Below are 19,118 nucleotides of genomic sequence, written 5' to 3'. Positions count from 1 at the left end.
TTCTTCCCCCTACCGGGCAGGTGGTGCTTTCAGTCGCAACGGCGATACGAAATCAGCCGAACGCGCCGCTGACGGCCAGTTCGGTGAGGGCCTGGGCGGCCCCTCCAGTGGCGGCGGCTACCGAGGCGACGCCGAGCTTGTCGGCGATGGCGCGCAGTTTGCCAACCCTCTTGACCACCTCGCCGGTGTCCGGCTCGTCACTCTCGACAGCGGCACGAAGTTCGATTAGGGCATCGAGCAGCTCGCCACGCTGAGTGTTCGGAACATCGGCTGCCGCGTGTTGCACCTTGTCGAGCAGCCGAAGTGCGTCCTCGACGGTCAAGCCTTCGGTGCTGGCTTTTGCCTTGGCACCGATGGCTAGAGGACCGTTAGTTGTCTGGATCGTCGTGTTGTAGATGTCCCCGAGGCGATGGTTCACTGCGGCGTCGACCTGGCCCCTCCTAGGTAGCTCAGACATCGGCGTGTCGGCGGTGAGATCCGCGACTACGTCCACGAGCTTGGTGCGGATTTGCCCGAGGATGCCCATGACCGCAGACCCGGGTACGACGTAGGACAGGCCATCGATGTTCTGAAACGGACCAAGCTCCCTGTTCCAGATAGCCTGGGCGACGGCCAGACCGGGTGCCGTGAAAGACACTTGCTTCTGCCCGGCGAGCTGCTGTAGCTCCTCGATCGGCTGCCTGAACGTGAGCTCCTCCAGCACGTACCCCCGAGCTTCAGGCGGCAGGTTGACTCGGCTGATGATGTCGCCCCGCCTCCAGAATCGGCCGCTCATGGAATCCATCGAGATCGGCACATCCTGGAACTTGCGGTACTTTGGAACCTCATCCTCGTCGCCGTACCCGTTCAGCTCCCTACGCGCCCACTCTCGGAGGGCCTCCGAGCCGGTTTCCGCACCAAGCAGCAGGCACTTACGCAGTAACCCAGCAAGAGGCTCCGACTCGTCTAACAGGTGCTCGCGCAGCGAGCGAAGCAACGTGTCGGTCACCTGCTAGAGGCTAGAGCAAGGGTGCGACGGTGTAGCCGTCTCGCACGGGCCGTCGGAGCCGTTGTTGTCCCGATTCGCGTCGGCGAACGCCCGGGATATCCCATGATCTTTTGTCAGCGTCCAGAAATCGGCGGTATGCCTTCCGGGCGACGGTTCATTTTGCCTGCTCACAGGCTCGCTAGAGATGTTCTTGACAACCGGTAAGGCTAGTGACGGACCCGTCCGCTATCGCGCCACCTGCGGCCACAAGAGCCATGACTATCTGTCGGATCGTGGGTGCGGGCGGGTGCAGCGTGGCCCAGTCGCTGGCCGGCACTCCACGCCACATGCGTGCCAAAATTGCCCACGCTGCCGCTCCACTGCCCCTGCTCGCCCAGGTCAGGCGTGGGGCACGACCGAGGCTCGCACCGCCCTCCGGAGGCGGGGGCGCAGGTTCGAATCCTGCCGGGGGCACCTTGGACCATGAATGCCCCGGCCGTTCCGCCGGGGCATTCATGCGTTGGGTCGATGTACGGGCGCCGAACGAGCCCGGATCTTGGCCACCGAGCACCGGTTGTTGTTGGCGCTCACGCGCCGGGTGGGCCGGCCACCATGCTCGCGCGCAGGAGTTGGTCGCGGACTGGTATCGCGTGCCGCAGGTGGGTCATCCGGGCAGCCAGGCCAGCCATGCGGGCCAGCCTCTGGGTGGCTGGCCGACGCCGGCGATCGTATTCGTGCAGGGCCTGCTCGACCGTGCGGGTCGAGCCCAGGTGGGAGGCCAGCGCCACCGCATCGATGATCGCCTCGCATGCGCCGCGCCCCAGGTCGGGTGTCATGGCGTGGGCGGCATCGCCAAGGAAGGCCACCGTGCCGTACGTGAAGGACGGCAGCGGCGGCGTCACGTACACGTCGTGGCGGAGCACCGCGGACTCGTTGATCGCGTCCAGGACGGTCTGGACCGGCGGCTTCCACCAGCCGAACATCTTCCGCAGCTCGGCGAGTTCCTCGCCTGGGCGGAACCGGCCCTCCGGTGCCGCCGCGGACGCGTACCAGTTGGTGCGACCACCCTCCTGCGGTGTGACGCCGAACTTGAGGCCCCGGCCCCACATCTCCACGAACGTGTCGGTGGGCATGTCCTCCACCACGCCGCGCCACGCCGTGCTGCCGGAGAATCGTGCTCGGTACGCCGGGCCGAACACCTTCTCGCGAGCCTTGCTGAACACGCCGTCGGCCACCACGACCAGATCGACGTCGCCCACCTCGGTCACGTCGTCCACCGGATCGCCGGCCCGCAGCTTCACCCCGGCCTCCACCGCCGCCTCGTGCAGGATGGCGAGCAGTCCCGGCCGGGACAACAGGTAGACGTGGTCGCCGGTGCGCCGGTGCAGCCGTTCGACGTCGATCGTCGCGATGCGGGAACCGTCCGGACGAAGGAAGACCCCGGCCTGCTGTCGGCGCCCGGCCCCGCGAACCAGGTCACCGACGCCGATCGCGTCCAGCGCCCGCAGCGCAACGGGCCACATGCCGAGCGCCGTGCCCGTGCTCGGCAGCCCCTCGTCCCGCTCCCGGACGGTGACCCTCCAGCCTGCGCGTCGCAGCGCGATCGCCGCCGTCAGCCCACCGATGCCCCCGCCAATGACCAACGCACGTCTCTCCATTCTCATCACGCTACAACACCTGTTGTTTTGAAACTACGGATGTGGTGGACCGCATAGGGTGGAGGCGTGCCCTCCCGCGAAGAAACCCTGCTCGATGCCGCCATCGGCATCCTCGGAAGTCACGGCGTACGGGCGTTGACGCATCGCGCGGTCGACGCGGCCGCCGCCGTGCCAACCGGCTCCACGGCGAACTACTTCAAGACCCGGGACATGCTGATCAACGCCGTAGCCGACCGGTTCGCCGACCGCGACCGCGCCACCTGGCAGGCGATCGCGGGCTTCGTCCGCCCCACCACCGCGGTCGAGCTGGCGGCTGCGCTCGCCGCCTACGTGCACCGTGCGCTCGGCCCGGAGCGCGCCCTGACCATCGCCCGGTACGGTCTGTTCGTCGAGGCCGCACTGCGCCCGGAACTGCAGGGGCGACTTGCGGAGGCGGCCCTCTCGATCCGGACGTGGGGCACACAGTGGCTGCGCGCGATCGGCTCCACCGACCCGGAGAGCGACTGCGCGGCGATCCTCGACTACCTGGACGGCCTCATCTTCCACCAGCTCACGTTCCCCGGTCCGGCCGAGCAGTTGGAGGCGGCGATCACGCAGACGGTGAGCCGACTGTGTACCACGGCGGCGTGACCAGCGAACGGCCCCGACAACGCCTCAGCGGTGGTCGGTGGAGCCGGGGACTGGCGTGGGGCTGGCGGCTGAGGTCAAGCGCAGTGCGCGGTCGACGAAGTTGATGAGCCATTCGAAGCTCTCGTCGATGTCGGTGGACCACTGGAATCCGTTGGTGGCCTGGAGGGTGGCGAAGCCGTGGAACATGCTGCGCAGCGCGCGCAGGGCGTGGGTCAGGTCCTGCGGGGCGATGTCGTATCCCCGCAGGACCGCCTCGAAGGGTCCGAGTCCCCGCCGCTCCGCGATCACGATGGGGTCGTCCGGACCGGTCGGGGTGATGCCGATGCTGGCCGCGTACCGGCCGGGGTGAGCAACCACGAAGTCACGCAGCGCGCGGGCTGCGGCGGCCAGCGCGTCCCGCCCGGAGCGGCCCTGGGTGGCCGCGCCGAGCGCGTCGGCGGCCTCGGCGATGGCGAGGGCGGCGATGCGTCGGTTGAGGTCGTCCTGGCTGGCGATGTGCTTGTACAGCGACGGGGTGCGCACCCCGACCCGCTCGGCCAGCCGGGCCATGGTCAGCTCAGCGAAGCCGACCTCGTCGGCCAGGGCGGCGCCGGCCGCGACGACCGCAGCCGGGTCCAGGCCCGCCCTAGGCACGGACACCAGCCAGGAAAGGCAGGACCACGGCGAGGGTCTGCTGGGGGTACTGGACGTGCGGGTAGTGCCCGGCGCCGTCGATCATCGCCAGCCGACCCAGTCCGGTCGGCAGGTCGGCGACGATCGCCTCACCCTCGGCCCGCGGTGAGGCCCAGTCGGGGTCGAGGGCGCCCTGCACGACCAGCGTCGGGCAGGTGACGTTGCCGAGCTGCTCACCGGCGTCGACGGGAGAGATGGTGCCCATCTTCTGCAGGACCTTCATCCGGCCCGGCTCCCGCAGCATCGCGGTGATCTGCCGCAGGCGGGCGTCCCAGTCGGCGGGCTTGGTGCCGGGGTAGGCGAGGTCGAGGTACTTGGCCCACTGCTTGGTGCTGCCGAGGATGGTCGTGCCCATCAGGGCGGTCGCGCCGCGCCGGTAGGCGGCCACACGCATGTCACCGAGCTTGACCTGCTGCTTGCGGGTGAAGGGCGCGAGTTCGACGAGTGCGGTGATCAGCTCCGGGGCCTTCGCCGCGGCGATCGTGGCCGCGCCGCCGGCGATGGAGTGCCCGACCAGCACGGCCGGCCCGCCGAGGTGCTCGACCAGGGCGATCAGGTCACCGGCGATAGCGGTACGGGTGTAGGAGTCCCACCCGACGCTGGACTCCCCGTGGCCGCGCAGGTCCATCGCGGCGACCCGGTAGCCGGCCTGCACCAGGGCGGGAGCCAGGAACCGGTAGGCCTCGCGGCTGTCACCCATGCCGTGGGCGAGCACCACCAGCGGTCCGGTGGCACCGGTCACCTCGTAGGCGATGGTCCCGCCGTCGACGTTCAAGAACTCAGTCATGACTTCCTCCAGGTGGCCCGTTGGCGCGTCGGCTAACCGCGTTAGCCAAAAGCTATCACCATTAGCCTGCGGATGCCAGCTTCCGGACGCACCGCCGGAGAACCGCCGCCGCCACCCGCACCCGGCAACGCCCCTGCGGGCGTGGGTGATCAAGGGTGGCGTCGTGCTGTTTGTCGGCCTGCTGCCCGCGTTGGGCGGGGCCGCCACCGCGACGGTCCTCACCGTTCGTGGGCTCCACGCGGTGTTCAGGAGTAACGAACAGCTGCGGGCGGCGGGGTGCTTCCCGGTGAGGGTGGCGCGACCGGCGACGGCGTCCGCTATTCGCCGTAGGTCGTGACGAAACGTTCCGTCTCTGCGCGGGCAGGACCTAAGCGAGTTTCCGAGGCCAAACGGCCGATGCGATCGGCGTCGCGTTCCATCTGGTCGACTGCCTCCCGGTAGTCAGCCTCGGAGCGGTCGGCTCGAAGGCGTTGCCGGGCCTTGCGCCGCAACCGCTGCACCCGTTGCATCAACTGGTCGCAGGCCAGCGCAGTCGTACCCTCCCGGAGCAACTCGTTGACCCGCTGCGCGACGTAGGCCATGTCCGCCCCGGGACCATCGCCCGCCTTGAAGATGACGTCAACCAGGGCGAGCGATTTGATCCACTCAGGGACTGAGCGGTTCTCCGGGGGGCGCCGGGTGATCATTGCGACGGGCAGGGCGACGCCCATCGCGTTGATCTCGCGGACGATGGTGTCGCCCGTGGCGTCGGCATAGGTGTTGGTCAGGTGGAGGTCGACAACGGCCAGGTCGAAGTTGCCGAGGTCCGCCCGGAGCTTCTCGAATTCGTCAAAGGTGTGGGCGACCGTGCAACGGCTGCGGCCCAGCCGCTGCGCCAGGTTGTCGCCGACCTGGTCGTCGACGATCAGAATGCGGCGGCACCGGTCCGCCAGGTACCCGTACGCCTTCCCAAGCCGGTCGTACGCGTCCGGCGCAGGGCCTGGCCTGCCCGGGAACTGCGGCAACCCGGACTTCCACAGCGACCGGGCCGCCTCCACCGCGTCGTCGACGCCCTGGTCGCCGGAGCGGCGGATCTCGTCGGTCATCTCAAGGAAGCGCAGCGCATCGACGTCCACGCCGGCGCGGTCGAGGCGGTAGACCTTGTCCGCCTTCACACCCTCGGAGGTGAACTCCAAGCCGGTCCGGGCGCGGAACCGCTCCATCCGCTTGCGCAGCGTCGCCGAGCTGACCCCGAGAGCGGACATCACCGTGCGGGCGTGCAGACCCGGCTCACCGGCGAGGGTCAACGCGACGACGAGCCACGCGTCGTCGAGGGTGAGCGTGATCGGCCGGCCGTCGTCACTCGCCCTGACCCGACCGTCCAGGACCTCGATCTCGATCATGTCGCGTTCTTCGGGTCGGGACCGGTCAGCACAGGCAGGCGTACCTTGACGACCGCGCCGCCCTCGGTGCCGCTGGCGATCTCGTAGCTCGCGCCGTTCGCCTCGGCGTACCGGCGCAGCTTGTGGAAACCGTTGCCGCGGGCCGGCTCGTCCGGTCGGCCCAGCGGCCGGTTCTGTCTGAACGCAGCCACGAAGTCGTCCGGGAAACCGGGCCCGCTGTCGCTCACGATCAGCGTCGCTGTTGCCGCGTCGCCCTCGCCCTCGCGCTCCAGCGACAGCCAGACGCTGCCCTCGGCCGCGTCCTTGGCGACCGCGCTGATCGCGTTGGTGAGCAGTTCCCGGACCAGATAGCCGTACGGCATCTCCGGTCCGGCCACCCAGACCGGCGCACCGGTCGGGCTTTCCCAGTAAACGTCGACGGTCCCGCGAATCATCTCGGCGCGCCGAGCCTCCGCGGCGCACACCGGGCGCAGGTCGAACGGCGCCCGGTCGGACATCCGCTCGTTCAGCGTGCGCCGGGCCGACTCGCGCTGCTCCTCCGGGGACCGCAGCGCCGCCTCGGCCTGGTCGGCGTGCGCCGCGTAGAAGGCCAGCAACTCGTGGTACATCAGGTCGTCGACCTCCACCCGGGCGTGCACGTGCCGGACCAGGCGGCTGAGCTCGCCGTCCAGGTCGGCCTGCCGGTGCTGCGCCCGGACCACCGCGCAGGCACAACTGGAGAGCATGCCGCTCGACTCGATCACGTAGCCCTTCCCGATCAGCCGGTCGACCGCGGCGTCGGCGGCCACCCCGGACGGGACGTCGGGCAACCCGGTGCCGGCTTCCCAGACCAGTTCGAGGGCGGATCGCAGCCCGGCCCGGTCGGTCACGTTCATCGACAGCATCGTGGACAGCACCAGCAGGTCGACCTCGTCGTCCAGATCGGTGGCCAGCCCGGCACGCAGGATGGCGTCGCGGTCCGGGCGGTCCCGCAGACGGCCGACTCCGGCGATGGGGTCGGTGCGGGCCGCGTCGATCAGGTGCCACAGCGGCACCTGGTGCCCGCCGCCAAGCACGCGCAGCGAGTCCAGGTCGGTAGCGGTGTAGGTGAATCCGAGGATGTGCAACAGCCAGGCCAGCATCTTCCGGCTGTCCAGCGTGTGCTCGGCGGGGATGTCGCGCGGCGCGATCACCTCGGACAGCGGGAGCTGGCCGCACACCGTACCAAGGAAGAGCAGCGCCCGGGTGGTCCTGGTCGCCGGCCGGCCGGCCGGGTCACGGCCCAGCAACGACAGCACGTCGGCGACGCTGATCACCGCGGTATCCGTGCTGTAGTCGGCCAGCCCGGCCGAGAAGTGCAGCTTCCCGCGCTCCGGCACGGCGCCGACAGTGGCCACCGCCGGCGGGCGTCCCATCCAGCGCAGCCGAGGTAGCCGGACGTCGTACGGCAGCCGGAAGGTCGCGCTGGCCCCGGCGCCGTACTCATCGACCACGGGCACGTCGTCGATCTCTGCCACCAGCGCCTGGACCGCCGTCACCCAGGTCCCCGCCGCGCCAGGCAGGTCGGCGGCCAGCGCCCGCAGCGCCGTGATCACCTCAGCCGCCTCGGCGTCGCCTTCGGCCGGGAGGAACTCGCGGGCCATCTGCGGCGGTGCGCCCGCATCGGTGGGGCCGAACCAGCCGGCCACCGTGGTGAGGCTCTGCACCCGCCATGACCACGGGGTCAGCCGCACGGGCTGGGGCAGCAGCAGACTGCTGTTGCGCTGGCTCAGCGCCAGCCTCGCCACGGCCAGTTCCTCGTCGCGGATCAGGCCCTCGATGTGCTGCGCCCAGTCCGGTCCGATTCGGTCGCGGGCCTGGTCGAGCTGCTGGTGCAGCAATTGTCTGAGCTGCTCGATCTCGGCCACGAGGTCACCGTCGATCCGATCCCACCGGGCCAGCGACTCGGCCAGACGCTCACCGACCGTCACCGCGTGGGCGGACCGGTCGTCGGCGTCGTCCAGGCCCACCCTCTCGCAGCGGGACGAGAGCGCCTGCGCCCGGGCGGCGAGCAGGTCGGCAGCCGCGGCCCGGGCGACCGTCAGTTCCCGGCCGAGCGTGTCCGCCGCGGCGCCGGAGAGGCGTCCCTCGGCGATGATCTGGCCAATGCTCTCCGCCGCCAGCCCGAACTCCCCGGCGTCGAGCAGGTGGCGCACCGCCTGCGCCTCGGTCCACCCCGCGGCGAGGTCCCGGCACAACACGGTCACCCGATCGGCCGCCGGATCGCTGGTCAGGGCCGCGACCCTGGTCAGGGGCAGCGCCCAGGACGCCAGCGACGCCCCTGGCGCCGGCCGATCGCCGCCGATGTGCCTGGCGATCCGGCTCCGTACGCGGGCCATCTCCCGGCGAACCACGACCCGTTCCGGCACCCCGTTCTCCGCCGGCGCGGCGGCAACGAGCGCGTCGAGAGCCCGGATCCGGGTGGCCTGCTCGGCGGTGAGCACCACGTGGCCGTCGCGGGCGCGCTCCTCCTCCGCTGCCGCCACGTTCAGCTCGCGCACCGCGAGCCGGATCGTCCGGTGCTTGTTGATGAAGGTGCCCTTCCGGTGGTCGGTGATCGGCGGCTGCTTGGCCGCCTTGGTGGCCTTGATCAACCACCGGGAATCGTTGGTTTCCCGGTACGCGTCCTCCCACGCCCGCAGGTCCGCCGCGTTGCCGGAGGTCAGCGCGGCGAGCAGTTCGGCCATCTCCGCACCAGCCTCGAACAGGTGGTCGCGGACGGCGTCGCCGCTGTCGGAGTGGGTGTCGTAGCGGCGCAGCGACTCCACGGCCGTCGCCAGCGCCGCCCGGAGCCGGTCGAGGTCCGCCGCGGCGCTCGCCGCCATCGCCTCACTCGGCAGTTCGACGGGCAACGGACCGTAGCGCGTCCAGTAGCCGACGGCGGCGGCAACGAAGTCGTCGGTGTCCGCCGCCGCACGGTCCCAGTCGCTGAGCAGGCTGACGAAATCGGGCGCCTCCAGTTCGTCCAGTAGCAGACCGACGGCAGTCGACACGGCCAGCGCCTCGGCCTCCTCGGGCGTGCTCGTCCGATCGCCGGTCACCGCGTCGAGAACAATCGTCAGGCGGTCGCCAGGGTCTGCCACGGCCGCGGTGAGGGCCGCACTGGGCCGGACTGCCGGGTCCGCGACGGCCCGACGCAGGACGTTGGCAGCCGCCCACGCACCAGCCTGCCAGACTGCTGTGAGCAGGGCCGCCGGACGGTCACCGGACGGGTCCTGGAGCATCGCCGCAGCGCGGATACGCCGCTCGGCACCGGCACCGAGGTCGAGGCGACGCGCCACACCGAGGACGTCCTCCGGTCCGTGTACGGCGACCAGCGCGACCAGCGCCTCGACGTCCGGTTCGCCGGTCGAGCGCATCAAGCCGAGCAGCACCTGCGGCGACGTGGTCGTGGCGGCAGCGCCGCGCTGGCCGGGTATCACCGGCCGTTGCGTGGCGCGGGTCGGCCGGCTCAGCAGGAGCTGCCAGACCGCGTCGGCCACGTCCGCCGACTTGATTCGTACGCTCAACTCTCCGGTGGCCCGCCGGCCGCGTGCCCCGGCGTTGACCGAGAGGTGGTTGAAGGAACCGATCACCGTGCTGTCATCGCGGACCACCACCTTCGCGTGCATCCGTGGCATCAGCCCGACGTCCGGCGGGACGGCGCCGCCCCGGTCCGACAGTGCCTTCGCCCGCTCGCCGGACGCCTCGTCCTTGAGCTCGGCGTAGCGCAGGGCGATGTCCAGGCCGGCCGTCGCGCGGGCCTGCACCAACGCTCCGACCTCCTCGGTGAGGGCTTGGGCGGTGGCCCGGTCCGAGGTGACCAGCACCCGCCGGTCCGCGCCTTCGAGGGCTTCCCGGACCAGCGACGCGTGCTGCCCGTCGGTGATGACCTCGACCGCCGGTCTGCGCACTGTCGCCTGTGCGGCCAACGCCAGCGCCGCGTCCTGCCACGCGGCTGCCCAGGCCGCCGCGTGCTCCGGCGCGGCCTCCGGATCGAGTACGGCCGCGGTGAGTCGGGGCAGCGGAATCTCCGGGAGCAGCGCTTCGTCGCGCCGGGGTCCGAACGCGCCACGGGTCCGCATGAGTTGGAAGGCCGTCGCCGGGTCGGGGGTGTGGTTGTAGAGGAACTGGAGCACATCCTCGATCACTGGGCCGGCCATCGGCAGGTCCTCGCCGTGGTCCGTGGGTACCCGCAGGACGGTGCCGGCCTCGATCCGGTCGCTCCCGCTGAGGAAGTTCTTACTGGTGAGCAGCAGCTCCCGGTCGTCCCTGACCAGCACTTTGGCATGGGTACGCGCGCCGCGTTCCCGGTTGAACCGCAGGGTTCCGCCCCGGCCGGAGCGGCGTCCGTGCTCCTGGATCTCGTCGAACATGGCCAGTACCGTCGGGTCCAGCGGATCCGCCGCCACGCCGATTCCCCACAGCACGGTGACCTGGATGCCCCGCCCGACCGCCCGGATCAGGTCGTCGCGGACCGATTCCACGCCGGCCTGACGCACCCACGGCACGGCGATGACCACCTGCTTCTCCGCCCGCCGCAGCATCCCCGCGATCGCCTCGCGGTGCTGGGTGGCCGTAGTGATCACCTCGACGTCCATCTCGGTCAGCGCGACCGCGCGCACGTAGGCGAGGATGTCGTGCGCCAGGCGGGCGGTGCGGTCGTGCGTGCGCTGCCGGTTCGCCGGCGGGCAGTCGGGCAGACCGTCCACCGCCTTCCGGAACTGGGTGAGGAGCTGACCCAGGTCGCGGTCCTGCAACGGGGCGCGCTGGGCATGCAGGCGTAACTGGTGCACGAAGCGCGCGGACGGACGCTCGGCGATCAGGCCCTCCAGCCGACGGGTGACCACTTCGCGGAGGCGCAGCGGGAGACTGTCGTCGACCACCCGCACGGTCAGCTCACCGGTGACGTCCTCCACCGCCAGCACCCGCAGCGGGACGTAGCGCCGCACCCGGCTTGGTTCCAGCAGCGCCGGGGCCAGATACGCCGCGTCTATGCGCATGTTGTCCACGATCTCGCCCGCGGCGGTCCCGCCGGCGCGGGTCCGTCGCGCCAGCGTACGGGTCACTGCCTCGGCGAGCTCGGCCTCGCGCAGCGTGGCGGAGCGCGGGTCGTCCACCATGGTGGGCACCACCAACGCCCGGTCCTGCGGGTAGGGGTATGTGGTGTGCAGCGGCAGCACCCGGCCGGTCAACCGGTCGTGGGCCACCTGCTCAGCACTCGCGCGCGCTGCGGTGCTGCCCTCCTCCGCGCCATTGGCCACGCTGTCCAGGTACTCGCGACCGGCCGAGGTCAACCTGATCACCTCGCGGTCGGTGCCCAGGTCGATGCTGATTCGCCCGGACCTCCAGAGGTCGCCGAGCATGTCCTCGACCAGACGCGGCGCAAGTCCGAACACGTCGCAGATGTCGTCGGCGTGGAAGTCACCGGGCTGGTCGGGCTCGTCGGCCGCAGCCCGGATCGCGCGCAGCAACACTGTCTCCAGGCTGCCGGACTGTCCCGCGGGCACCAGCGTCGTACGGACGGACAGCACGTCGGCCTGCGCCCAGACGGTCATCTCGCCGGTCATGCGGGCCGCACCTGCTCGGCGCGGACAACCGATCCGTGCGTCCGGAAGTGCCCAGCGACCTCCCGCCACTTGGGGCCCGCATGGTGGGCGTAGACGTCCCAACGTCCGACCAGCACCAGCAGTTCCCGTGCCCGGCTCAGCAGCACGTTGGTCCGCGACGCCGACGCGACGTGTCCCACGCTGGTCATCGGCGTGCCATCACGCCCGATGCCGTCGCGAACGAGCGACGCCACCACGATGTCCGCTTCCCTGCCCTGGAACCCGTCGATCGTGAACACCCGGGACGCGTGCTCGCTGAGCCGCTGGGTCAGCACCGCCACCTGCTTGCGGTACGGCGTCAACACCGCCAGCGCCGGCCCGCCCGGCGACCCTGGTCGCGGCTGCATGCTGCGCACGACGCGGGCGACCAGATCCGCCTCGTTGTCGTTCGACCAGAACCCGACCGCACGTTCGGCCTTGCCGGTGTCGATCCAGATCAGCCGGCGGCCGAGCAGGTGGTCGGGGCCGGTGAGCGGGTGCGGGGAACGGTCCCGGCAGACGGTGAGCCCTCCGGTGCTGCCGTAGAACGTTCTACCGACCAGGCTGGTCAGCTCGTCGTCCATCCGGCGCTCCTCGACGAGCGTCATCCGGGGCGCGTCGGACACCGCCGGGTCGAACAGTTCGGCGAAGGTGCTGAACCGTTTGGCGTAGCTGTGCCGGGCCTCGTACATGGCCCGGATCTCGGGGTCGCCGTGGTCCTTGCACTCCAGCAGGAACCGCTCGATGTCGTCCTTGGAGAACGCCCCGATCTGCACGTGGTCGCCGATCAACGTCCATCGGCTCCCGCGGATCAGCGGCAGGGCCAGCTCGGTCGGCCAAGCTCGCGCGGCCTCCTCCACGAGCACCCAGTGGAACGGCTCGTCGGTGACGCCCTGCGCGAGATTCTGCGGGGTGGCCGCCCCGGTTGTCGCGAAGACGAGATTGGCGGCGGTGCGCACGCGACGACTCAACTCAAGGCGGCTGGACGGCAGCACCGTGAGCCAGTCCTGCACCATCGGTGTGAGCCACGGCCGCTCCCCCCGGCGCGAGGCCAGCCACTGCTTCGACCGGGACGAACTGTACGAGATCAACCCGTCGGCGACCTGCCCGGGCTGGAACGCGGCGACCCGAGCGTCGACGTTCTGCCGTTCGCGGCTGGGCTCGATCCGCAGCGCCAGCCGGTCGAGTCGGGCCGGTTTGCCGCCCGAGTTGGTCATCCCGAGCTTGTCGAGGATCCGGCCGGCGAGGTTGTCCAGCGCGTCGTGCGACTGCGCCGACAGCAGGACGCGGGCGCGTGGCGTGGCGTGCACGTACTCTGCTACCGCCTGCGCGGTCACCTCGGTCTTGCCGGTGCCGGGCGGTCCCTGCAACGCGAACATCGCACCGTGCTTGAGCATCGCCTGGACGGCGTGACGGCCCTCGCCCTCCAGATCGCCGCCGACGCTGTCCCAGCGGCTGTCCAGGATCGGACGGCTACGCGGTCTGATGAGCTGCCGCAGCAGCGTGCGCTGGGTCTCCAGCTCGGCCCGCGCCTCGCTCTGCCGGATGATCTGCGGCATCGTGCCGGCGTCGGAGTCGAGCCGCAGCCAGCCACGCTCGGGCACCGGCGTACGTCCGGTGTCGAGTTCCGCCGCGCCGGAGCCGATCGTCTCCAGGACCGTGAACGGCCCGAGCGCGTTGCCGAAGTCATTCCGCGACTTGGCCAGGGTGACCCGGACCAGGGAGTTGGACTCGATGCCGGAGTGCTCCCCGCCGCTGGCGATGAAGTCGGCCATGTCGAGACGCCGGGTGTCCTGGACCAGTTTGCGCTGCAATGGGTCGTCGAGCCGCCGCCCCCGGTCGGCGGACTCGTCCCAGCGCACCATCGATCGCCCGGGGCTCTTGCTGGGCGCCAGCACATACGCGTACGTCCGTGCGGCCAGCAGCGCCCGCTGGTAGCGCAGATACCAGTCCATGGCCTCGAGGTAGCTCGATTCGTCCTCGGTCAACACCCGCCCGACGTCGGCCTTGACCACCAGCGATGACCACACCGGCCGGCCGGTGCGCCACGCCTCGGCGACCATGGTCTCGGTCGGCATGGGGATGGCCTCGGCGGCTGGTACGCGCAGAGCGAGCGCGTTCACCCGCAGCGCGTCGAGCTTGGTGCTGATGTCGTCGGTGAACCGGACAAATTTGATCACCAAAATCTCGTCGTACTCGAAGAGGCCGTCCTCCTGCACCCAGAGCGTCTCGCCGAACCAGGTGATCTCGTTTCCGACGATGACCGTCTTCGCGCGGCGCAGCTTCTCCACGTCGCCACTCGCGAACCCCTCAGCACCCTTGGCGGAGTAGAGGATTTCAGCGCCGCGGGTGTCCCGCTCGATCAGCTCGACCAGCTGGTCACGGCCCTCCGGTGTGGTCGCGGAGTCCTCGATGACCTTCCACTGCAGCAGGGTCTTGTCGCACTCGACCGGCATGTAGGCCAGCAGGTACGGCATGTCGGGCAGATCGTTCTCCATCATCCAACGCGCGTCGCCGTAGGCGGCGTTCACATTCTGGCTCACCTGGTACGGAGTCGGCCTGCCGGCCGCCCGGGGATCGAGCATGTCGGTGAGGATCTGCGCGAGCGACGAGGGCAGCTCGTGGCCGCGGCGTACGAGCATCCGCCGGATGGCCTCCTGCTGGCGCAGAATGGCGTCGTACTCGGCCGGCAGTGGCCCGTCGCCGGCCGACCCCAGCAACCACTCGGTGGCCATCATGCCCAGCGAGAAGACGTCACCCTGCGGACCGCCGAGCTGCCCCTCCGGATGCCCGAACAGGAATCGGAGGCGTTCCGGCGGGCTGTACAGCAAGCTTTCGGGTGATTGCGACAGGTAGAGGCCGCGAACCTGGTCGAGGCTGAGCGCGTGGCCGGAGTCGAAGAGGTTCGACACCAGCGCGCCCATCTCGAAGCGGGACAGCCGGACCTCCACGACGACGCCGTCGCGCAGTGTCACGTCCAGGTTGGCCGGCCACAGCATCCGGTGCGCGATCCGCGCGTCGGTCAGCAGCGCCAGCGCGTCGGCAAGCAACCAGAGCTTCGCCAGGGCATCGCCACGGTGGTTCCGGAACATCCGCCGCAGGTCATCGATCTCACCGGGCACGCCTTTCGTCCGGGTCCGGATGTATGCGGCGCCCCCGCCTCCGTCTGGGCTTTCGAGGTAGCCGCCATCACAGAGGTCCGGAAGGGACGGATGCTCCAACCCGGCCAGACGCTCCATGATCCGCATCTCCTGCTCCCAGAGCGCCCCGCCCAAGCCACCCAGCCGCAGGAAGAGGGTGAGCGCCACCGTACTGCCCTCGACGGTGTCGAGCAGGCGGCAGCGGTACAGCAGGTCCGGAATCAGCACCTGCACGGGCGCCGGCATGCGGCGGTACCGCGGCCGGGTAGCCGATCCGTCGCCCACCAGAAGCACGTCGATGTACCGTTCCGCTACTTCGGTGCTCACGGGGGTGCCCTCCGTCCGTCGGTGCCGTCGAGCGTAGTGACGGTGACACCCACGCAACAGACAGTGATGGACAGCAAAGCGGGACGTCTCTGCGACACGGGTTGGACGCATGTCCCTTCCCTGTCCCGCCGATCGGACGGCGGGACACGCGCATTTAGGAGCGGGAATCGGCCGAGTGGACAAACCGCTGCCGATCCAGTCCGGACTGTCCCGCCGTCGTCGCGTCCGGGACCTTGGCGTTGCCCTGGCCACTGGAAACCATGGATCCACGGCGGCGCCACTGCCGCCAGCGCGCTGACCAGCCACACGCCAGAGCCGGCCCCGGCAGCACGTTGTCGTTACCGAAGGGACCTCGGATCATGTCCTCTCCGTCATCCGGCGCACCGCTGCCCACCCGCTGGGCGGTGATCCTCATGATCGCCATGATGTTTGCCATGCTGGTCGGGATTCTGACCTTCATGCAGACGGGCAGTTGGCCGTCCACGTTGCTCGCGGCTCTCGGGGCAGGAGGCGCCGCCGTGCCGGCCCTGAACCAGATGCTCGGCTCGTAGCAGCCGGTGTCACAGTCGAGGCCGAGCCGCGCTGCTGGCCGTGCCGCGCAGAGGCCTGGCGGCGAGCACGGCCCAGCGGGTCCGCCCGTCGGTCGCCTGGATGAGCGACCGGCGGGCGGGCGGGCCACGGTCAGCCGGCGACATACGCGGCGAGATGCTCCCCGGTGAGGGTGGCGCGACCGGCGACGAGGTCGGCCGGGGTGCCCTCGAAGACGATCCGCCCCCCGTCGTGGCCGGCCCCGGGACCGAGGTCGATGATCCAGTCCGCGTGCGCCATGACCGCCTGGTGGTGCTCGATGACGATCACCGACTTGCCGGCGTCGACGAGGCGGTCGAGCAGGCCGAGCAGTTGCTCGACGTCGGCCAGGTGCAGGCCGGTCGTCGGCTCGTCGAGGACGTAGACGCCACCCTTCTCGGCCATGTGGGTGGCCAGCTTGAGGCGCTGCCGCTCCCCGCCGGACAGGGTGGTGAGCGGTTGACCCAGGCTGAGGTAGCCGAGCCCGACGTCGGCGAGCCGGTCGAGGATGGCGTGCGCGGCAGGCGTACGGGCCTCGCCGGTGCCGAAGAACTTCTCGGCCTCGGTCACCGACATCGCGAGCACCTCGCTGATGTCGCGACCGCCGAAGCGGTATTCCAACACCGAGGCCTGGAACCGCTTGCCCTCGCAGTCCTCGCATCCGGCGGCGACGCCGGCCATCATCCCCAGGTCGGTGTAGATCACGCCGGCGCCGTTGCAGCTCGGGCAGGCGCCCTCGGAGTTGGCGCTGAACAGTGCCGGCTTCACACCGTTGGCCTTCGCGAACGCCTTGCGGATCGGGTCGAGCAACCCGGTGTAGGTGGCCGGGTTGCTCCGCCGTGAGCCACGAATCGCACCCTGGTCGATCGAGACCACACCGGCACCTGCGGGAATCGAGGAGCGCACGAGCGAACTCTTACCCGAGCCGGCGACGCCGGTGACGACGACGAGCACCCCGAGCGGTACGTCGACGTCCACGTCCTGGAGGTTGTTGGCCGTCGCGCCACGGATCTCCAGCTTGCCGGTGGGCGTGCGTACCGTCTCCTTGAGGGCGGCCCGGTCGTCGAGGTGGCGGCCGGTGCTGGTGCCGCTGGCGCGCAGGCCGTTCAGGCTGCCCGCGTAGCAGATGGTGCCGCCGTCCGTGCCGGCGCCGGGGCCGAGGTCGACGACGTGGTCGGCGATGGCGATGGCCTCCGGCTTGTGCTCCACGACCAGGACCGTGTTGCCCTTGTCGCGCAGTTGGAGCAGCAGCTTGTTCATCCGCTGGATGTCGTGCGGGTGCAGCCCGATCGTCGGCTCGTCGAAGACGTACGTGACGTCCGTGAGCGAGGAGCCGAGGTGACGGATCATCTTGGTGCGCTGGGCCTCGCCGCCGGACAGGGTGCCCGACGGCCGGTCGAGCGAGAGGTAACCCAGGCCGATCTCCTCGAACGAGTCGAGGAGGTGTTGCAGCCCCGCCAGCAACGGGGTCACCGACGGCTCCTTGACCCCCCGGACCCAGGCGGCGAGATCACTGATCTGCATCGCGCAGGCGTCGGCGATGTTCTTTCCCTTGATCTTCGACGACCGGGCCTCCTTGCTGAGCCGGGTGCCGGCGCACTCGGGACAGGTCGTGAAGGTCACCGCCCGCTCCACGAAGGCGCGGATGTGCGGTTGCAACGCGTCGATGTCCTTGGCCAGGAAGGACTTCTGGATCGACGGGATCAGGCCCGCGTACGTCAGGTTGATCCCGTCGATCTTGATCTTCGTGGGCTCCCGGTGGAGCAGGTCGTGCTGCTCGCGCTTGGTGTACTTGCCGATCGGCTTGTCCGGGTCGAAGTAGCCGCAGCCACGGAAGATCCGGCCGTACCAGCCCTCCATGCTGTAGCCCGGGATCGTGATCGCGCCCTCGTTGAGCGAGAGGCTGTCGTCGTACAGCGCCGACAGGTCGATGTCGTTGATCGAACCCATGCCCTCGCAGCGCGGGCACATCCCGCCGAGCCGGGTGAAGGTCGCCTTCTCGGTCTTCGTCCTGCCCACGCCCCGGTCGACGGTGATCGCGCCGGTGGCCTTCACCGAGGGGACGTTGAAGGAGTACGCGTTGGGCGAGCCGATGTGCGGCTGCCCGAGGCGGCTGAACAGGATGCGCAGCATCGCGTTGGCGTCGGTGGCGGTGCCGACGGTGGATCGGGAGTTGGCGCCCATCCGCTCCTGGTCCACGATGATCGCCGTCGTCAGGCCGTCCAGCAGGTCGACCTCGGGCCGCGCCAACGTCGGCATGAAGCCCTGCAGGAACGCGCTGTACGTCTCGTTGATCATCCGCTGCGACTCGGCGGCGATGGTGCCGAACACCAACGAACTCTTGCCGGAGCCGGAGACACCTGTGAACACCGTCAGCCTGCGCTTCGGGATCTCGACGCTGACGTCCCGGAGGTTGTTGACGCGCGCGCCCTGCACGCGGATCAGGTCGTGGCTGTCCGCGACGTGCGGGGTGGACGGCGGGGTGGCCGTGCTCATCAGGTCTCCATCTGTCCGGGGTCGGACGGTCAGCGCACTTCCTGGATGCGGATCAGATTGCCGGCAGGATCGCGGAAGGCGCAGTCCCGGACGCCGTACGGCTGCTCGGTCGGCTCCTGGACGACCTCGGCGTCGGTGGCCTCCAGCTTGGCGAAGGTGGCGTCGAGGTCGGTGGTGGCCAGGTTGACGCCGAAGTAGCTTCCCTTGGCCACCAACTCGAGGATGGTCTGCCGCTCGTCGTCGGTGATGCCCGGGTTGGCGGCCGGCGGGTGCAGGACGATGGCCGTGCTGGGCTGGCCGGGCGGCCCGACGGTGATCCAGCGCATCCCCTCGTACCCGACGTCGAGGCGGACCTCGAAACCGAGGACGTCGCGGTAGAAGGCCAGCGAGGCGTCCGGGTCGGTGTGCGGAAGGAAGCTCGAGTGAATGGTGATGTCCATGCCCGTCACGCTAGTTGTGGCTCCGCGACCTGCGCTTCTCGATTCCTGATCGGTCTGGTCACCTGCTTCGCCACGCACGACGGCAGTCCCGCCGCCGCCTGCGCCGCCTGCCGCCGGTAGACGCTCGGCGGCACGCCGACCAGCTCGGTGAAACGGGTGCTGAAGGTGCCCAGGGACGAACAACCGACCGCGAAACAGACGTCGGTGACGCTGAGGTCACCCCGGCGCAGCAATGCCATCGCGCGCTCGATGCGCCGTGTCATGAGATAGCTGTACGGAGATTCGCCGTAGGCGAGCCGGAACTCGCGGCTGAGGTGCCCGGCCGACAGGTGTGCGCCGCGGGCGAGCGCCTCGACGTCGAGCGGAGACGCGTACTCCCGGTCGATCCGGTCGCGGACCCGGCGCAGCCGCGCGAGGTCGCCCAGTCGCTGGGTCGCGTCGGGTTTGCTGCTCACCTGGGAAATCGT

General features: G+C 70.2%; 12 protein-coding genes and 1 tRNA gene. 3 read left to right on the top strand and 10 right to left on the bottom strand.

Annotation, left to right across the window (positions count from 1 at the left end):
* Positions 1 to 52: 52 nt before the first annotated feature.
* Positions 53 to 988 (bottom strand): hypothetical protein, encoded by a 936-nt coding sequence (locus ACFYPM_RS09610; RefSeq protein ID WP_387193149.1) that lies wholly within the window; start codon positions 986 to 988, stop codon positions 53 to 55.
* Positions 989 to 1,349: 361 nt separating this feature from the next.
* Here ACFYPM_RS09610 and ACFYPM_RS09605 point away from each other — a divergent pair.
* Positions 1,350 to 1,441: transfer RNA gene (locus ACFYPM_RS09605), tRNA-Arg, on the top strand.
* A 113-nt stretch (positions 1,442 to 1,554) separates the two neighbouring features.
* Here ACFYPM_RS09605 and ACFYPM_RS09600 read toward each other — a convergent pair.
* The gene (locus tag ACFYPM_RS09600) at positions 1,555 to 2,625 is read right to left on the bottom strand and encodes an FAD-dependent oxidoreductase (protein WP_387193146.1); all 1,071 of its coding nucleotides are present in this window, start codon (positions 2,623 to 2,625) and stop codon (positions 1,555 to 1,557) included.
* Positions 2,626 to 2,691: 66 nt separating this feature from the next.
* On the opposite strand from ACFYPM_RS09600, the gene ACFYPM_RS09595 reads away from it, so the two are divergent.
* The gene (locus tag ACFYPM_RS09595; protein WP_387193143.1) at positions 2,692 to 3,255 is read left to right on the top strand and encodes a TetR/AcrR family transcriptional regulator; all 564 of its coding nucleotides are present in this window, start codon (positions 2,692 to 2,694) and stop codon (positions 3,253 to 3,255) included.
* A 24-nt stretch (positions 3,256 to 3,279) separates the two neighbouring features.
* Here ACFYPM_RS09595 and ACFYPM_RS09590 read toward each other — a convergent pair whose 3' ends face one another.
* The 5 genes from ACFYPM_RS09590 to ACFYPM_RS09570 form a co-directional block, all read right to left on the bottom strand.
* Positions 3,280 to 3,894 (bottom strand): TetR/AcrR family transcriptional regulator, encoded by a 615-nt coding sequence (locus tag ACFYPM_RS09590; protein ID WP_387193140.1) that lies wholly within the window; start codon positions 3,892 to 3,894, stop codon positions 3,280 to 3,282.
* Positions 3,881 to 4,714 carry an alpha/beta fold hydrolase gene (locus ACFYPM_RS09585; RefSeq protein WP_387193137.1) on the bottom strand — a complete coding sequence of 278 codons (834 nt, stop codon included), beginning with the start codon at positions 4,712 to 4,714 and terminating at the stop codon, positions 3,881 to 3,883. The genes ACFYPM_RS09590 and ACFYPM_RS09585 overlap by 14 nt, the downstream gene beginning before the upstream one ends.
* A gap of 317 nt (positions 4,715 to 5,031) precedes the next feature.
* Positions 5,032 to 6,096, bottom strand: a complete 1,065-nt coding sequence (locus ACFYPM_RS09580; protein WP_387193133.1) for a hypothetical protein — start codon at positions 6,094 to 6,096, stop codon at positions 5,032 to 5,034.
* A complete protein-coding gene (locus ACFYPM_RS09575) occupies positions 6,093 to 11,663 on the bottom strand; it encodes an ATP-binding protein (RefSeq protein ID WP_387193130.1) in 5,571 nt (1,856 codons plus the stop codon). The genes ACFYPM_RS09580 and ACFYPM_RS09575 overlap by 4 nt, the downstream gene beginning before the upstream one ends.
* Positions 11,660 to 15,148 carry an AAA domain-containing protein gene (locus tag ACFYPM_RS09570; protein WP_387193127.1) on the bottom strand — a complete coding sequence of 1,163 codons (3,489 nt, stop codon included), beginning with the start codon at positions 15,146 to 15,148 and terminating at the stop codon, positions 11,660 to 11,662. The genes ACFYPM_RS09575 and ACFYPM_RS09570 overlap by 4 nt, the downstream gene beginning before the upstream one ends.
* Positions 15,149 to 15,507: 359 nt before the next feature.
* Between ACFYPM_RS09570 and ACFYPM_RS09565 the strand changes: the two genes are divergently transcribed.
* A complete protein-coding gene (locus ACFYPM_RS09565) occupies positions 15,508 to 15,699 on the top strand; it encodes a hypothetical protein (RefSeq protein WP_387193124.1) in 192 nt (63 codons plus the stop codon).
* Positions 15,700 to 15,829: 130 nt separating this feature from the next.
* Here ACFYPM_RS09565 and ACFYPM_RS09560 read toward each other — a convergent pair whose 3' ends face one another.
* From ACFYPM_RS09560 to ACFYPM_RS09550, 3 genes are read right to left on the bottom strand one after another with little or no spacing between them, the layout of a single operon-like run.
* Positions 15,830 to 18,211 carry an ATP-binding cassette domain-containing protein gene (locus ACFYPM_RS09560; protein ID WP_387193121.1) on the bottom strand — a complete coding sequence of 794 codons (2,382 nt, stop codon included), beginning with the start codon at positions 18,209 to 18,211 and terminating at the stop codon, positions 15,830 to 15,832.
* Positions 18,212 to 18,240: 29 nt separating this feature from the next.
* Positions 18,241 to 18,651: a VOC family protein gene (locus ACFYPM_RS09555; protein WP_387193118.1), complete on the bottom strand. Its 411-nt coding sequence runs from the start codon at positions 18,649 to 18,651 to the stop codon at positions 18,241 to 18,243.
* A 5-nt stretch (positions 18,652 to 18,656) separates the two neighbouring features.
* Complete coding sequence (locus ACFYPM_RS09550) at positions 18,657 to 19,106, bottom strand: helix-turn-helix transcriptional regulator (RefSeq protein ID WP_387193115.1); 450 nt, start codon at positions 19,104 to 19,106, stop codon at positions 18,657 to 18,659.
* Positions 19,107 to 19,118 lie beyond the last annotated feature (12 nt).

The organism is Micromonospora sp. NPDC005203 (genome assembly GCF_042872705.1).
In the GTDB taxonomy this organism is placed as follows: Bacteria; Actinomycetota; Actinomycetes; order Mycobacteriales; family Micromonosporaceae; genus Micromonospora.
This window is presented reverse-complemented; position numbering and strand designations above follow the sequence as displayed.

Coding starts and splice junctions, on each gene's coding strand:
- ACFYPM_RS09600 (WP_387193146.1), bottom strand. CDS start 2,625: ATGGAGAGACGTGCGTTGGTCATTGGCGGGGGCATCGGTGGGCTGACG.
- ACFYPM_RS09585 (WP_387193137.1), bottom strand. CDS start 4,714: ATGACTGAGTTCTTGAACGTCGACGGCGGGACCATCGCCTACGAGGTG.
- ACFYPM_RS09580 (WP_387193133.1), bottom strand. CDS start 6,096: ATGATCGAGATCGAGGTCCTGGACGGTCGGGTCAGGGCGAGTGACGAC.
- ACFYPM_RS09575 (WP_387193130.1), bottom strand. CDS start 11,663: ATGACCGGCGAGATGACCGTCTGGGCGCAGGCCGACGTGCTGTCCGTC.
- ACFYPM_RS09565 (WP_387193124.1), top strand. CDS start 15,508: ATGTCCTCTCCGTCATCCGGCGCACCGCTGCCCACCCGCTGGGCGGTG.
- ACFYPM_RS09560 (WP_387193121.1), bottom strand. CDS start 18,211: ATGAGCACGGCCACCCCGCCGTCCACCCCGCACGTCGCGGACAGCCAC.
- ACFYPM_RS09555 (WP_387193118.1), bottom strand. CDS start 18,651: ATGGACATCACCATTCACTCGAGCTTCCTTCCGCACACCGACCCGGAC.